The organism is bacterium, from assembly GCA_040755755.1.
Taxonomy (GTDB): domain Bacteria; phylum SZUA-182; class SZUA-182; order DTGQ01; family DTGQ01; genus DTGQ01.
Genome location: JBFLZW010000085.1, coordinates 1 through 17,578, shown reverse-complemented (window position 1 = coordinate 17,578; position 17,578 = coordinate 1). Strand labels below are relative to the sequence as shown.

Annotated in this window: 5 protein-coding genes; 4 read left to right on the top strand and 1 reads right to left on the bottom strand. The window is 50.0% G+C overall.

Going from position 1 to position 17,578, the window contains the following annotated elements:
- The first annotated feature begins 595 nt into the window (after window positions 1-595).
- Both mltF and AB1611_21915 read left to right on the top strand, forming a co-directional pair.
- On the top strand, window positions 596-2,074 hold the full coding sequence (gene mltF, locus AB1611_21920) for a membrane-bound lytic murein transglycosylase MltF (GenBank protein ID MEW6382230.1): 1,479 nt from the start codon (window positions 596-598) through the stop codon (window positions 2,072-2,074).
- A 195-nt stretch (window positions 2,075-2,269) separates the two neighbouring features.
- Entirely contained in the window at window positions 2,270-6,109 is a 3,840-nt protein-coding gene (locus AB1611_21915; protein MEW6382229.1) for a PAS domain S-box protein, read from the top strand.
- Between the two features lie 296 nt (window positions 6,110-6,405).
- Here AB1611_21915 and AB1611_21910 read toward each other — a convergent pair whose 3' ends face one another.
- A complete protein-coding gene (locus tag AB1611_21910) occupies window positions 6,406-9,405 on the bottom strand; it encodes an insulinase family protein (GenBank protein MEW6382228.1) in 3,000 nt (999 codons plus the stop codon).
- Between the two features lie 298 nt (window positions 9,406-9,703).
- On the opposite strand from AB1611_21910, the gene AB1611_21905 reads away from it, so the two are divergent.
- Entirely contained in the window at window positions 9,704-12,928 is a 3,225-nt protein-coding gene (locus tag AB1611_21905) for a PAS domain S-box protein (GenBank protein MEW6382227.1), read from the top strand.
- Window positions 12,929-13,559: 631 nt separating this feature from the next.
- Window positions 13,560-17,225 carry a C25 family cysteine peptidase gene (locus tag AB1611_21900; GenBank protein ID MEW6382226.1) on the top strand — a complete coding sequence of 1,222 codons (3,666 nt, stop codon included), beginning with the start codon at window positions 13,560-13,562 and terminating at the stop codon, window positions 17,223-17,225.
- Window positions 17,226-17,578 lie beyond the last annotated feature (353 nt).

Below are 17,578 nucleotides of genomic sequence, written 5' to 3'. Positions count from 1 at the left end.
TTTTTCTCTTCGACAAACTGTTAGCTACCACTTTAGACTTAAGAGGCTTGAGTCTAAATTCCAAAGGATTAGGTGCGTCCTAATAAAAAAGGTGACCTTTGCTAAATTGGCACTCTCTGAATCGCTGTCCCGCATAAAAGGGCTTGACCAGCCCTGCCTTCCTGTGATATTATCAATGAACAATAAATAATTCAAAAATACTTCCCACTAAATTGATCTTAGGAAACGCTCTCATAATCTTACGGTTACGTACGATTTAGCGAACGCATTCCTCAGGTGATTCCTCGACAGCCCAAAATCGAAAGCGCGAGCTGATTTCTTGACTTCCCTGTTTGATTTCAATTGCTTTGAGGTGAAACAGCCGAAAAAAGAGATTGCCAGACGGCAAATACCAGTCAATAATCGCCGGGAAGGACCCGGTATGGAATGGCAGGTTGTGCGGACAGAAATTATACTACGAACGGGTGAATATTGAACTTTTTGCTCAGGAGCCAGAAGTCAGGAGCCAGGAGCCTGGCTCCTCTGGAAAAGTTCAGTTCTAAGCCGTTTATAGTATATATTTTGACCCATCTTTTTTTGACGCAAAACGGTGACCATGATTAAAAAAGGATATCCGGGGAGAATCCCCCGATGGCTGGTGATGGCAGTCAGCGTGCTTTTGCTTCTGACTGGTATGACCTCGTGCAGCCATGAGCCTGAGCCCGCCCGCGGGCTCCGGCAGGAGAATCGTGAGAGCGCCCTGACGAGGATCAAAAGAACAGGTGCCATAACTCTCGTTACCCAAAGCAATGGCTTTTGTTATTATGAGTACCGGGGGAAGCCTGCAGGGTTCGAATATGAGCTGGCCAGGGCCTTTGCGAGATTTCTCGGAGTGGAGCTGCGGATACAGATTGTCAGAAGCTGGGATGAGATGGTGCGAAGCATGGGGAAAACCCATTTTTTGGCAGCTAAATTGACTCCCTCAGCCTCCCATCAGGAACTGGTTGATTTTTCAAATGGTTATTTAACAATCCAGCGGCATGTTATATTCCATAAAAATAACCGCAGCATCAGGACGATCAATGACCTGGATGGAAGGACCATTCATATCCGCAAGGGGAGCCTTTCCGAAGAGTGCCTTAATAAGCTGTGGCAGGCAGGGATACGATTTACCATCGAGGTCCACGAAGATGCTACGGTTGAAGAGCTGATCCGCAGAGTAGCCCAGAAGAAAATCGACATCACCATAGCCGACTCAACCATTGCCCTTCTCAGCCGGCGATACTATCCCGATATCCAGATCGGATTTCCCATTGAGGATGCTCAATCCCTGACCTGGGCAGTCCCCAGGGGGGAGACGGACCTGCTGGAGGAAATCAACCGCTTTTTCGAGACCATCCGGGAAAACGGCACCTTTTATGATATCTATGCTCAATATTATTCGGATATCGAAGTCTTCGATTACCTGGACATCAAAAAATACCATCAGAGGCTCAAGACCAGGCTGCCCAAATATCGAAGCATGATCGAGGAGATATCCCGGAAATACCAGTTCGACTGGCGCCTGATTGCCGCCATGATGTATCAGGAATCACACTTCGAGCCTGAGACACTGGACCCGAATAACGTACTGGGTCTCATGCAGCTCACATCCGCCACAGCCAGGGAGATGGGCATCGAGGACCGCCTCGATCCTCAGCAGAACATCATTGCCGGAGTCAAATATCTCCGGTATCTCTATAACCTCTGCCACAAGGCTCAGGAACAGGACCGCCTGCTGATCAGCCTGGCTGCTTATAATATCGGGTATAGCCATATTCTGGATGCCCAGGCACTCGCCCGCCGGCTGAACCTGGATCCCTGGCAGTGGTCCTCACTCAAAAAAACCCTCCCCCTCCTGGCGGAGCCCCGCTACTACCGGCAGAGCAAATATGGTTATTGCAGCGGGATGAGGCCGGTGCGGTATGTCCAGCGAATCATGATTTACTACGATATTCTCCGGCAAAAAGCCATCAAGACAGCACGCCATGACAACAAGACCGGACCAGCCCACCAGCTCAGGTCAGCCAGCTATGGTGCACCTTCGGAAGGGTAGTCCGGCTGCATTGCACCTGAGCGATTATTTCTGAAGAACCAGGAATCAAACACCGAATATAGAGATAAGGGCTTATGTGACTCTACAAAGAGGACATGGGCTTTTTCAAAGGGGCAAAGAAGCCTTTGCCCCTTTGAACCTGAGCAAGTTACCATGTAAAACGCAACAGCTCTCTCTTTTTTAATGGTGCACAAGATGGAAGGTGAAGGGAAAACAAAAGAGCAACTCATCCAAGAAATTGAAGTATTGCGCCAGGAAATTGCTGCCTTAAAAGCCCTACAAAACGAAGAGCAAATTCACTATCGTCTCACCTGTGAAGAGACAATAGCAAAAGCCTCCAGATTACTCATTTCTTCAACAGAAGTTGATCTTTGTGAGATCTTAAAAATCATTGGGGAAGCCGTTTCAGCTCAGAGAGCTTATATCTTCCAATTTCGAGAAAACAGAATGAAGATGCATAATACCCATACATGGTGCGCCCCGGAGACAGAACCTCAGGCAGGTGACCACCTTCAGGATATCGATATACATATATTCCCGTGGTGGATGAAAAAACTTGAGCGCGGTGAAAATATCGTAATACCGGATGTTGATGAGCTTCCCCCTGAGGCTGCTGCTGAGAAAAAAAATATTCAGGCTCAGGCCATTCGTTCCCTGTTATGTACTCCACTTTGCTCACCAGATGGAACACTCAAAGGATTTATCAGAATTGATGATACAGAGAAATGCCGTAATTGGGTTAGCCTGGAGGTACAAGTTCTGCGGGTGGTCACTGAAATGCTGGGAATCTATCTGGAGCGCAAGCTGGCGGAGGACAAACTGCGGGAAAGCAGGGAGCGGTTCCGCAGTTTAGTTGAAACCACCAGCGACTGGATATGGGAAGTGGATAGAAACACTGTTTACACATACGTCAGCCCCAAAATACAAAGCATACTTGGATATAGTCAGGAAGAAGTGTTAGGGAAAACACCCTTTGACTTTATGCCTCCTGACGAGGCAAAACGTGTTGCCGATATTTTCACTCCACTTGCTGCTCAACAGAAACCGTTCAAGGAACTTAAAAATGCCAATCTTCATAAAGATGGGCATCTGGTTATCATCGAAACCAGTGGAGTACCCTTTTTTGACAAGGAGGGAGTATTCCGGGGTTATATTGGCCTGGATCGTGATATCAGCGAAAAGATACGAGCGGAAGAAACAGCCAGACTTGCCATCGCAGAGCTTGACCAAATATTCAATGCAGCAATTCCTTTATGCCTGATTGATAAAAATTACAATATGCTTCGGGTTAATGATACCTTCTGTTCTTTTTTCAAGATGGAAAGAGATACCGTTTTAGGCAGGAAGTGCTACGAAATATGGCGATGCCTGAAATATGATACCCCTGAATGTCCGATGATACACATCCAAAACGGCAGGGAAAAGAGTGAATGTGAGGTAGACAGCAAACTCAGCACTGGGGAGAGGGTTTCCTGCCTGGTGACTACCGTCCCCTATCGGGACCCTGATAATAATAAGCTGCGGGGGATTATCAAAAGTTATAGTGATATCACCAGCCGCAAACAGGCAGAAGAGAAAATAAAAGAAGCTGATACAATTATCAGGAGAAGCCCGGCAGTGGCTTTCACCTGGAAAAACGCGGAAGGCTGGCCGGTAGAGTATGTTTCGGAAAATGTTATCAAGTTATTCGGATACACGGCAGAAGATTTTATTTCCGGGAAGGTAAGCTATGCACAGTGCATTTATCCCGATGATCTTGAACGGGTAGGGCAGGAGGTAATGGCTTTCAGTACAGAAGAGGGAAGAGAAGAGTTTGTTCATAAGCCGTACAGAATAGTGACCAGGGATGGTAAGGTAAAGATAATCAATGATTGGACCTTGATAGTGAGGGATAGGGAAGGGAAGATCACTCATTATAAAGGAATCATCCAGGACATCACCGAGCAAAAGAATACAGAAGAAGCCCTCAGGAAAACAAAGGTCCAGGCGGAAGCAGCGAACAAAGCGAAAAGTGAATTCCTGGCTAACATGTCTCATGAAATTCGCACACCGATGAATGGTATCATGGGCATGACAGAGCTTCTCCTGGATACTGAATTGACCGGGGAGCAGCGTGAATACCTGCAAATGATTAATACTTCATCTGAATCATTATTGAGTGTTATTAACGATATTTTGGATTTTTCCAAGATAGAAGCCGGATATTTGGATTTGGAAGAGATCGGTTTTGATATAAGAACCACCCTGGAATCAACTGTTGATATATTAGCCTTAAAAGCATTCAACAAAGGATTGGAGCTTACCTCTTATATCGATCCTGATATTCCCGCAGCTCTGGTGGGTGATCCGGGCAGGTTACGTCAAATAATTGTCAATTTAATAGGTAATGCTATCAAGTTCACCGATGCCGGTGAGATATCTATTAAATGTGAATCTGAAAGTGAGGAAAATGGATATATCGTCCTTCATTTTACCATTTCTGATACCGGTATTGGTATTCCTGAAGATAAATTAGAGATTATTTTTGAAAGCTTCCGTCAGGTTGATGGCTCTTCTACGAGAAAATATAGAGGAACGGGATTAGGACTGACTATCTCTAAAAAGTTATCTGAAATGATGGGGGGTAAAATCTGGGTAGAAAGTGCACTGGGCAAAGGCAGCACATTTCATTTTACCGCACAATTCCGTCTTCAAACTCAAAAGAAACCGCCAGCGTGGATATCAAGACCAGTTGAAATACAGGGGTTACGGGTTCTGATTGCAGATGATAACTCTACTAACAGGAAGATCCTGCGAGATACGATTTCCTATTGGGGATTACTACCGCAAGAGGCGAAGGATGGGAAAAGTGCCTTAATTGAGCTTGAGAAAGCGGCTCAAGAGGGTCATCCTTACCATCTCTTGTTGCTGGACCTGCAAATGCCGCAGATGGATGGATATGAAGTAAGCCGATGTATTAAAAATAATAGGCGCATATCCGATGTCAAGATTATTCTGCTCACCTCTTTCGGTCAAAGAGGAGACGGTGCCCGCAGTAGGAAAATGGGTATCTCGGGCTATCTTTCAAAACCGATTAAGCAATCTGACCTCTTGAGTACCATCATGAGTGTATTAGCGCACGGGGAATCGGATAGCACATCGGATAATGCCCGACTCATCACCAGGCACACCATAAAAGAAGATTGCTCAATCCAAAAAGAAGATTGCTCAATCCAACCCTTAAAGATACTTCTCGCCGAAGATAATGTCATCAACCAAAAATTTGCTCTCAAGTTATTGAATAATCTTGGTCATTCAGTGGTTCTGGCAGAGAATGGACAAAAAGTCCTCGATTTAGTCGAAACACATCCTATTGATCTGGTATTACTGGATATACAAATGCCAATTATGGATGGATTTGAGGCAACGAGGATCATCAGAGAAAAAGAAAAATCCTCCGGCATACATCTTCCCATTATCGCTATGACCGCTTATGCGTTAAGGGGAGATTGTGAAAAATGCCTTGAGGCCGGGATGGACGGATATATCTCTAAGCCAGTTAAAATCCCTGAATTGGTGAAAGCTATCAATCAGGTTATTCCTGAAAAAAAGAGTATGAAAGATGGATTGGCAGAGAATCCAGAATTTGAGGGAGGTTCAGAATTTGGGGGAGGTTCAGAATTTGATGAAGGTATTGATCTGAATGCTGTTTTGGAGTCATTCAATGGTGATTTGGATTGGTGCAAAGAGATCTTTAATTTGTTTGTAGAAAAGTACCCGGATTATAGAGAAGCAATACGAACGGCAATCTCGGAAAATGATGGTAAAGAGCTGAAAAGGGCAGCTCACAGCTTCAAAAGCACGGTATCATATTTTAAAGCTTCCAGTGTTATTGAGTTGGCGCTATCCCTGGAATTCATGGGAAAAGAAGGGAAATTAGAAGGTGCAGAACGGATCCTTTCTCAAATAGAATATTTAATCGCTCAATTTATCCCTGCAATGAAAAATATTCTTCATACAGCACTCGATACGAAAAATCCTCCCGTGGTAGTTTGATATTTTTCAACTTACGTTTGCTAATATAAAGAAATACAAAGAAATACAAAGGATACCACAGAGACACAGAGGCACAGAGGGATGCAGGGAGGAACAGGGAGGTTCACCCGATGCAGAGGACCACACTGAAACCAGAGATAATATTGCCCTGTTTTTCTCTGTGTCTGGTTTATTGTTGTCAAGGTGTATTTATCCACCATTTATCATAGCGATCCTACTGCTCTCTGTGTCTCTGTGTCTCTGTGGTATCCTTTATTTTTTGGGTACTTATGGCAACCTTTCTATTCTCCGACCCTTCACTCTTCGCTCTTTTTTCTCTCCAGCAATGGTTGAATATTCAGCTTTAGCTGCAATGCCTCCCCAGCCCGCTTCAGCCGGTCTTCGGGAGCGTAGACAGCCAGGACGGAATCGCTCAAACTTGGGCGAAGGTGGGCGGCTGCCGCCTGCCGCAGTGATTCCGGAGTGGTGGCAAGCACCTCTTCCCTGAACTTTTTCCGATGTTCGTCGGTGATGCCGGTAAAATCCCAGATCATGGCCGTAAAGCCTCTGGTGCCCGGTCCCATGGGCCTGTCCAGGGAGGCAATGGTGCTGATAATGGCCTTTCGCAAATCCTCGGAGGAAATTTCCTTTGATGAAACCTCATCCACCGTTTCCCCGTAGACTTTGATGGTCTCTTCGAGATTTGGGTCCCGGTAGGAGAGGAAAGCGAAGTTGCCGTTGATGCTGTCGTAGATGGAGTGTCCTCCATAGGCACCGCCCTGCACCCTGATGCGGTTGTACAGGGGGCCGCTGGCCATCTCGTGGGCAAGTACCGACAGGGCAGGGGCCGGGCCGGAAAGGTAGCGGGGTGCCGGGAGAACCTGGGCCACATAGCAGACCTGCGACTGAATGGCGATCCCTCTGGCTTTGGAGCTTTCAAGCCGGAAGTGCGCCGCTGTTCCCGGCTCTCCTCCCGAAGGCAGGTCCTGCACAAGGCGCTCGAGAGCGGACCGCAGTTCGTTCAGCCCCTCTGCATCACCGGTCAGATTCAGAGTGACCCTGCCCCGGCGAAAGATATGCTCCCGCAGCCGGGCCAGTTTTTCCTTCAGGCTCTCACCTTCCCGGGAAAACCGCTCGGCCAGATCGACCAGAAGCCGCACCTGGGCCAGGCCGTTCCACTGCTCGTCACGGTGATAGGTCAGGGAAAGGCCGGACGAAGCGGTGCGCCGGGCAAAGGAATGTCCCTGCGGGATCACGGAGGAGATGATCTCGTTTTTTTCTTCGGCCAGCAGGTTCTGCATCCTGGTCCGGTCCGAAAGGTCTCCCTGAGTCAGAAGTTTATCGAGAAGCTCAACCGCATCCTGGATATTCCGGTGAAGCATTTTCATCCGAAAAATCATCTTTTGCCAGGTTTCTTCGCCTTCTACGGTCTGACCGGCGGACAGGGTGCAGCTCAAGCCCCCGATCTTCAGGGCAATCTGAGAGGACATAAGATCATAGCCTTTCCCTGCTGCTCCCATGCCCAGGGTCAGAGTGCCCAAAAGCGGCAGGTAGGGCTGAAGATCATCGGGAATATCCGAAACATCAAAGGCCAGATCGAGATAGACGATGCCATTGGCGAAAATTTCATGCTCCAGGGCCGGGATACCGGCAATGGCTGTTTTTTCCGTGGGAATGGTTTCAATCTCCCGGGGAATGTCGCTCAATTCCAGCCGGGGCAGGCAGGCCAGGGCCTGCGGGGAATCCGGGGCAGCCTGCTCCCGGCGCAGGTTTTCCGCATTCCGGATGATTTCCTCCAGTTGTGCCCTGGAGAGCGAAGCCTTATACCCGGCCATTTTTTGGCGAAAAGCAGCCTCTTTCTCCTCCTGACAGGTATGGCTCGGCTCCATGTCAGAGCGCAGGCAGTGAGGATTTTCCAGGATATGCCGGGAAATGACCTGCTCGAACAGGTTGGGCTGCTGCTGCCACTTTTGTCTGATTTGCTCGATCAGCGTGGAAAACTGCAATCCGGCCAGGGGGTCTGCCTCATACAGCCAGGTATGATAAGCCCGGCCCATCAGGGTGATGCCATAGGGCATGGCAGTGCGGGCAATCTCCTTGCCGTGGAACTCGACCTGATGCAGGGCACCGTGAATTAATTGAGGATCGAAGCCCTCTTTGACGATTTTTTTCATCGTGTCAAAGGTCAATTGCTCGATCTGGTCTGCCTTGTCAATATCCGTGCCCCGCAGGCCGACGATGAAGGGTACCTGCTTCAGGTCCCTCTCAAGGCCGGTAGCAGGGGAAAGATCTTCGCCGAGCCCTGAATCGATCAATGCCTTGCGCAAAGGGGCCCCGGCACTTCCCACCAGGGCAATAGCGGCAATCTGAAGGAGCAGTATCTCCTGCGGATCGCGGCTGTCACCGGCTATCCAGGCCAGGTCAACCATGCTTTTGCGCTCGAGCGGCTCCTCCCTGCTGACCGGATACCGGTTATGGATACGGCGCATCCCCGGCCATTGCGGCTGGTCCTTGATCCGGGAATCGACTTCGACCCGGTCAAACCCGGCCAGCATCTCTTCGAGAAATTGCAGATGTTCCTCCGTAGTCAGGTTGCCGTAAAGAAATATCCAGGCATTGGAAGGAGAATAATAGGCCCGGTGAAAATTCCTGAACTGCTCGTAGGTAAGACTGGGAATTTCATCCGGGTCCCCACCGGCGTCATAGCCGTAAGTGCTGTCCGGATACAGTCCTTCCAGCAGGAATTTGCTTTGCAGCGAATCCGGGGAGGAATAGAGGCCTTTCATTTCGTTATAGACAATGCCGGAGATAGTCAGGGGACTGTCCGGATCGGACGGATTCTCAGGCGCATAGTGATATCCTTCCTGCTGAAGGGTGTGCTCCGAGAGCCGGGGCCTCAGAACCAGGTCCAGGTACACCCTGGCCAGATTGTAAAAATCCGCCTTGACCTGGCTGGCCACAGGATAGACGGTTTTATCCGGATAGGTGAAGGCATTGATGAAGGTTTTCAATGACCCCTTGGCCAGTTCGTTAAAGGCATCCTTGACCGGATATCTCTCGGAACCGGCCAGAACGGAATGCTCAAGGATATGGGGAAGCCCTGTGGAATCGGTCGGTGTGGTTCGAAATCCGATGGAAAAAAGGTTTTCCCGATCATCGCTGTGCAGATGTAAAACACGGGCGCCGGTCCGGTCATGCCTCGCCTCATAGGCCGTAACCCGAATGTCGGCTATCTCCTGCACCCGTATCACCGTAAATCCATGCAATTTTTCACCCGCCTTCAGAGTCGGCGCGGGACAGACCCCGGAATTACCCATGCTCTTTCCTCCTCGATCCCTGGTAATAACTGGTAATAAATATGGTTATCTGTTATTCTCTTCGGCTGTTCACTCCCTTGAGGCTCCCACTTTTCGTAAGCTCCCAATTATAATGGAAAAAAGTCTGCTTGCATAGGCCTTTCCAAGTATCATTTTTCACCTTTTCCTTTTGACCATACAGGCGTATAATTATATCGTAAGATATTGTTTATAAATCAATTTTAGATATTTATACCGGGATTGGCCTAATTAAGGTGAATTTATCCTGTTGGCCAAGGATGAACAAGAAGATACAAAGATGAAAAGAGAAATCCCTTGGAAAACGCGATGGAGGGGTAATCCGATCTTCGGTAAAAATCAAATCTTCTCCAGGCTTCCGCTTCTATTTGCTGTTGTCTTGATCTCAGCCGGGCTGTATCTGACAGCAAGCCTTTTTCAGGGTTTTCACTCGCTGAGCGCCGTTGCGGGTTTTCCTTCTCACATCCTGGTTGAGATATTCGGTATGATCGTAGCAAGCGGGATTTTCATGTTCGCCTGGAGCTCGCGCCGGTTTCAGGATAACAATTACTTTCTGTTCGTCGGCATTGCCTATCTCTTCGTCGCCGGCATGGATCTGGTTCACACCCTGGTTTACCAGTCGGTTGTATTCCGGGGCATCAGCCTCAACCTGGCGGTTCAGTTTCGGGTCGCCGCCCGGTATATCGAGAGCGTCTCTTTATTAATTGCCCCCCTGTTTATTGGCCGGAAGCTGAAAAACAGGCTGGTATTTTTAGGCTATTTCCTGACTGCTTCGCTTCTTGTGGTCGCTATCTTCCCTGGCCGCATTTTCCCGGCCTGCTTCATTGACGGTGCCGGACTGACGCTGTTCAACACCATCAGTGAGGCTGGCATCTGTTGTGCTCTCCTGGCTTCCATTGCCCTTCTGAGTCGGAAACGCACGTCATTCGATCCGGATGGATTGCAGCTTCTGATTGCCTCCATCGTTCTGACCATCGGCTCCGAGCTGACCTTTACCTTTTCCGGCTATGCAGCGCTTTCGTTCAATCTGGCCGGTCACTCCCTGGAGGCTGCCTCATATTACCTCATCTATAAAGCCATTGTCGAGACCGGGCTGATGAGGCCTTATGCTGTTCTGTTCAGAAATTTGAAGCAGAGCGAGGAATCAGCCAAAGCTACCTCTGCGGAGCTTGATCAGATATTCAATACCGCTGCTGACGCCATGTGGATGATTGATAAGGATTTCAATATCCTGAAGATCAACAGGACATTTTTAAACCTCCTGGGTCTCAGACGGGATGAAGTGATAGGGAAAAAATGTTATGATATTTTTCCCAGCTCCGAGTGTCATACCTCCCACTGCCCTTTGGCCAGAATCTTTGGCGGTGAGGAGCGTGTCGAGTTTGATGCTGAGAAATTGCGCCGCGATGGTCTCATTATACCTTCCATAGTGACCGCAACTCCCTTCCGGCGGCCTGACGGTGAAGTAATTGGTATGGTCGAGGATTTCGGAGACATTACCGAGCGAAAGCGCATGGAGGATAGACTGCGGGAAGAGCGGGACAGGGCTCAACAATACCTTGACGTAGTGGGAGTTATGATTGTGGTGATCGACGCTGATCAAAAGGTTTCGCTTATCAATAAAAAGGGATGTAAAATTCTGGGATACGCTGAGGAAGATATCCTTGGCCGGAACTGGTTCGACACCTTTATTCCTGAGAGAATGAGGGGTGAAGTACTGGCTGTTTTTGAAAAGATAAAGTCAGGAAAAATCGAGCCTGTTGAGTATTTTGAAAATCCCGTTCTGACCAGGAGCGGGGAAGAAAGAATTATTTCCTGGCATAATACTGTCTTGCGTGATGAGGCAGGAAAGATCATCGCTGTCCTCAGCTCAGGAGAGGACATCACCGACCGCAAGCTGGCTGAGGCAGAATTGGAAAAATACCGCTTTCACCTTGAGGAACTGGTGAGAGAGCGCACTGCCGAGCTTTCGGGTACCACGATTGAGCTTTCGAATGCCCTGGAGCAGCTCAGAGAATCGGAAATGAAGTACTCGACCCTGGTCGAGGAGGCAAAGGATGGCGTGGCGGTCATCCAGGATGGAGTTTTTCAATTTGCCAATGAAGCAATGGCTGATATCAGCGGCTATACTGTTGAGGAGCTGATTGGCAAGCCCGCCTTAGAGATCATCGCTGAATACAGAAGAGATAAGTGTTGCTGCCTGGCGAGTGAGAAAACTGTCTCCAGTTGTGGAACCAATATTTATGGCAAGGATGGAGTGAATAAGGATGTGGATATTTCCATTGGGCTTATCCAATATCAGGGCAGACCTGCTACCATAGCAATTATCCGTGACATCACCGAGCGAAAGCGCATGGAGGAAGAGCTTATAAGGGTCCAGAAGCTTGAATCCCTTGGCGTCCTGGCTGGCGGAATCGCTCATGACTTCAATAACCTGCTGACCGCGGTCATCGGCAATTTGTCCCTTTTGGAAAAGCGCTTGAAGCCTGATGAAATCAGGATGTTTGAAATTCTGGAGGCAGCAAGAAACGCCTCTCTGAAGGGAAAACATCTGACCCATCAGCTTCTTACCTTTTCCAAGGGTGGAGTGCCGATTAAAAAGACCATGCCTGTCTCGGAGCTGATCAGGGATACCGTGGGTTTTGCCCTGAGCGGTTCCAACGTGGAATACAAGCTCTCCCTGCCGGAAGACCTGTGGTGGGCTGAGATTGATGAGGGACAGATAACCCAGGTTCTCAATAACCTGATTATTAACGCGGATCAGGCCATGCCAAAGGGCGGGATTATCTCCATCGAGGCTGAAAACGTCCTGGTGCAGGCACAGAGCGGCCTGCCGCTGCAAGAAGGGAGATATATCAGGATATCGGTGAAGGACCAGGGAGTCGGGATCCCGGAGCACTATCTTCACCGGGTATTCGATCCCTTCTTTACTACCAAAGCGGAGGGAAACGGCCTGGGACTGGCTATTACCTATTCGATAGTCAAAAAGCATGGCGGCCATATTACCGTGACATCACGGCCTGGAGCCGGAACCACTTTTTCTGTCTATCTTCCCGCTTCGGAGAAAGAGCTGTTTGCCGTCCAGCATGTTGTGGAGAAAGAATTGCTCTCCCCCCCCAGACAGGAAGGAGGGAGAATCCTGTTCATGGACGATCAGTCGAGCATCCGTGAGATGGTCGGCGATATGCTGGCTGATCTTGGTTATGACGTCGCACTGGCGAGGGAAGGCAGTGAGGCTGTCGCCCTGTATGAGCAGGCAAAAGTGTCAGGACATCCCTTCGATGCCGTTATCCTGGATCTGACAATACCCGGCGGCATGGGTGGTGATGAAGCCATCCGGGAACTTCGCAGTATTGATCCTGAGATTAAAGCGATCGTCTCGAGCGGATATTCCAACGATCCCATCATGTCCGAATATCAGGAGCACGGCTTTCAGGGAGTGGTCGCCAAACCGTATGACATAGGAGAGATGGGTAAAGTGCTGCACCGGGTGCTCAAGGGGTGAAGAGCGGGAGGTGAAGAGTGGTCAGTGATTAGTGGCCAGTGGCCAGTGATTAGTGGTCAGTGGGAAGTGGGAAGTAAAAGAAGTAAACAATGGTTACACATGATAACACCGTTGACATCACCCTCCTGATACTCCTGGACACAGAGCCTAAAGCCTGTGACTGCGCTCCGGGACAATGGCCATGCTTGCCTCACAGTATACGGCTGGCGGATTTGCAGCCGGTTTCTCCCGTAAACATCATTGTCTGAAGTTAATATTACAATGAGACTTTTTCCTTTTCCCTCACGGAAGAGGATGTGGTTAAAGGACTCCATTGGTTTTATTCACCCCCATATTATTCGCTACCGGACACTTTTTTTCAATTCCTGTAATCAACCGCGAATGCACACGAATAGACGCTAATAAATTCTTTTTTACTTTTATCATTAAATAAAAGCCTCGTTGTATGAAAATCCCCTCCGATATTTTCCTCTGGCATCGAACATGCAATAAGGTAAACCAGAAAAACAACATTCTCAAGTCAATTGATATCCTTCCAGGGGTAGGGGGGAGTCAATTGATATTTTGGATGGGGGCAGGGGGAGAGCTTACCGGGAAATCAGCTATGAGGTTAGGGTGAGGGAGGACAGGGATGAGTTTTAAGAATAAGTATTCTATTTATATGGCCCTGGCCATGATTCTATCTATACCGGCTTTTGGAGCCGGGTTAATCACACCCGCCAAGGTAAACGCTCAGGTTCGGATACCGGCTTCCTCCCTCTCCTATCTATCGACTGATCTCAGCAGTCAGCCCGATCGGGTTTATCAGCCCATACAACCCGGTCAGCCTGTTCAGGTCTACCAGCCGAATATCCACAGCGTCTTTGCTTCGGTATCGCCCAAAATCGATGGTCTTGTTTCCTCTGGTGAATGGGATGGTGCGGCAGTGTATAATCTGGGGCATGGCTCTTTGCTGTGTCTGAACGATGCTGCCAATCTTTACCTCCTGCTCGACCTGACCGGAGATAGCGAGGGGGATGCAAAGGACTGCTTCTGGCTGAGCTTCGATGTAAATAACGACCAGGCCATTACGGCGGGGGTTGATGTATTGTATGGCTCCTATGCAGACGGCGGCAGTTGCGGACGGAGTTACTATGCAGGATCGGGTGCGACAGGCGGGCTGGCGAGCACTTTTTCCCAGTTTAAAGCCGGCTTTGGACCCTCGCCGCGGTCTTTGGCCTCGCACCGGATATGGGAAATAGCCATCAGCCTGGCGGAAATCAAGGCCTTTCCAAATGGCCTGGCAGGAATCGGGGTGCGGGCCAGTTCAGTGGTCCCGGATTTTACTGATGAGCTGCCGAAAAATTTCCATTATGATTTTTCTCACCTGGTAAAAGTTGTCCTGGCCACAGCCCGGATCGATCTTCTGATCCTGGCTCACGAGGACTTCTGTAATGCCCTGAAGCCATTGAAAGCGCACAAGGATTACACCGAGATCAGCACGGTTATTTCAAGCTGGCAGAATCTGGATCACGGCTTTGGCAGCGAAGGCCGGGATGAGGCGGAGCGGATCAAAAGGGGCCTTGCCGCCTACCAGAGATATTGCGATATCAAATACGTGATGCTGGTCGGGGACTGCAACCGCTTTCCGGTCAGATACACCATGAATGACCGGGGGACGAAAGAAGCCTATGACCGGGCCTTTTATTCGGCTGATTTCTACTACGCCGATCTTTACAAGTCTGACGGAAGCTTCGATACCTGGGATAAGAATAACAACGGCTACTATGGCGAGCTTCACGGCGAGACCATAACCGGCACCCTGAATGTCGATCAGGTGGATTTAAATCCTGACCTTGCCGTGGGCAGGGTTCCGGCACAAACCGTGGCCGAGGTTACGACCTACGTCAATAAGGTCATGAATTACGAGTTGAACGCTTATCGGTCCGACTGGTTCAGGAAGGCCCTGCTCGTGGCCACAACGGACTGGGTTTCCGACGCCTGCACGGTGAAAGAGGAAATCGCCGATAATTCCCTGAGCGGGTTCAGTTTTACGAAGCTCTATGCTGCGGGTAATCCCTGCATGACCACATCGACCCTGAATGCAGCCAATATCAACGCTGCCCTGAATGAGGGTGTCGGCTTTGTCAATTATCTGGGACATGGCTATACGAGCGGCTGGTCAGGATGCTATGACGCCAGCGATATCGCCAGCCTTACCAACAGCGACAAGCTGCCCGTTATCTTTGCCGGTGCCTGCGACACCGCTCAATTCACCACGCAGCCGCCCTATGGTCCTTATACGGATCTTTCGGGGACTCATCATCAGGGAACCAGCAGCGGCGAGGTTTTCTCCAGCGTGCCTCCGCAACCGGCCTGCATCCAGCAGGCTGACAATCCCGACAGCATGGCCGAGCGCTTTCTGGTCAGGCATAACACCGGCGCGATCGGATATGTCGGATGTGTCACCGGGGCGCAGCCGTTCAGCCGCGATCTGGACAAGTACTTCTTCGAGTCGTACAAATATCAGTGCAGGACCCTGGGTGATATGTGGAATTACATGGTCAGAAAGTATTACCAGACCCATGTGCCTCCGGCCACGGTAAACCCCGCGGACTGGACCAAGGTGGCTGATTTCCACCAGCCCTGGAAGTTTCACCTCTTCGGGGATCCCTCGCTCAGGATCGGCGGAGTCTCAAGGATCCAGAGGCAGGATTTTCTGGGAACCTATGACATGGTCCATGACGGCTGGCACGGGACCCTGAAACTGTGGGCCACATGGGGAGACACGATCGAGAATACGCCCAATATCGAGGGCACCTATACCGGATCGGACGCAAAAGTTCACCGGGTTTATGGCTATGTCCGGACCTGGACCTATTCCCTGCCGCAAAGCTTCGGGCCGGACCACAAGATCCGGTTTTTCATCGACTTTTCCGATACCTGGCAGCAGGATGACGACCAGAAATTCGAGGGCTATCTCTTTACCTGGACCAGGGATGCCATAGCCGGTGTCACCTGGTGGCAGGGTACACCGTTTGGATTCTACGCCCTGAAATCCACACTGAGTATCGCCGCCTCCTCCGTGTCCCTCTTCCCGATCACGGTCAAGCCCCTGACCGGGCTCCTGACCGAGGACTCCCTTCGCGAGCCTGTATCGACCGACATCCTTCAATTCCAGGGAATAACCGGCAGTCTTACCCTTGCCCCCTCATCCAAAAATAATTTTCTCGGAACCTATGACATGGTGCATGACGGCTGGAAAGGGACGCTCAAGCTGTGGGCAGGCATCGATGACATCATCGAGAGCATACCCAATATCGAAGGCACCTGCACCGGCTCGGACGGCAAAGAGCATACGGTATATGGTTATGTAAGGACAGGTTCCTATCCTCTGCCCAGGGAATGGGGGCCTGATCACAAGGTACTATTTTATATCGATTTTCCCGACACTCCCAACCAGCGCGGTGACGATCAGAAGTTCGAAGGTTACCTCTTCACCCAGACCAGCGAGGCTATGGCCGGAACTACCTGGTGGCAGAGCACTCCCTTTGGGTTCTATGCCATCAGGCAGTCGGCGGCAACCCCAGCACCATTAACCATAACCTGCCCTGGAAACAGGATCGTCGAGCAGACCGGTCCGCAGGGCACACCTGCCAGCAATCCGGAAATAGCCTCCCTGCTGGGTGAAGCAAGGGCGATTGATGCCGCTGGAAGAGAGGTTCCAGTGACCAGCGACGCTCCTGGCGAGGTTTTTCCTCCCGGTCAGACGAGCGTGACCTTCAGAGTGCAGGACGGCCAGGGATACCGGGACATCTGTACGGCTGTTCTGACCGTTCTTGACCGCACGGCTCCGGTTATCCGCTGTCCAGCCGATGTCGTCATCGAGGTACGGGATGAAAAAGGATTGGCGGTGAGCAGCCCGCAGATTCAGGAATTCCTGAAAGCGGCCACGGCTGTGGATGCAGTCGATGGCTCGATCAGCAGGATTACCCATAATGCACCGCCTCTATTTGGCCCCGGGGACACGGCAGTAACCTTCAGGGCCACTGACAAGGCAGGCAATGCCGCTTCGGCAGCGGCCAGAATTACCATCAGGCGGGTGCAGGAAACGGCCTGTAACGGCGATCTGAGCGGGGATGGAATCATCACTCCCCTGGATGCTCTGATGGCCTTCAAGTGCTATCTCGGTATCGAGACATGCCACCGGTGCGCTGACGTAAACCAGGATGGCAGTGTCACTCCTCAGGATGCGCTCTGCCTGTTTAAAGAGTACTTAGGGCAGCCTTCCTGTTTCGACCAAGGTGAGAATGATTGATAGTTTGGGGGGATAAAAGCTCATCATTCCCTTTGGTCACCTTCCTTAAAAAACCCTCCTCCCCTTTTCAGACAAAAAGGGGAGGAGGGGATAATTTAAGGAGGAAGAAACAGGAGGCTGCCATTTTTTTGGAGTGGTCAGTGATCAGTGGCCAGTGGTCAGCAAAAAAGTGAAAATTGATAACTGACAGCTTCTTTCGATCATATCGATAACACAATACACCCTTTAGTTAGAATGGCACTTACATAAGAATTAGTAATTTTCCCGCAGAGACGCTGAGACGCAGAGGATATCATTGAAAAGTAAAAGTAAAATAAGTTCCTCCTTGTGCTTTTTTACTTTTTGCTTGCTTC

Excerpts from the sequence above, each read along its gene's own strand:
- mltF (MEW6382230.1), top strand. The coding sequence starts at position 596 with ATGATTAAAAAAGGATATCCGGGGAGAATCCCCCGATGGCTGGTGATG.
- AB1611_21915 (MEW6382229.1), top strand. The coding sequence starts at position 2,270 with ATGGAAGGTGAAGGGAAAACAAAAGAGCAACTCATCCAAGAAATTGAA.
- AB1611_21910 (MEW6382228.1), bottom strand. The coding sequence starts at position 9,405 with ATGGGTAATTCCGGGGTCTGTCCCGCGCCGACTCTGAAGGCGGGTGAA.
- AB1611_21905 (MEW6382227.1), top strand. The coding sequence starts at position 9,704 with ATGAAAAGAGAAATCCCTTGGAAAACGCGATGGAGGGGTAATCCGATC.
- AB1611_21900 (MEW6382226.1), top strand. The coding sequence starts at position 13,560 with ATGAGTTTTAAGAATAAGTATTCTATTTATATGGCCCTGGCCATGATT.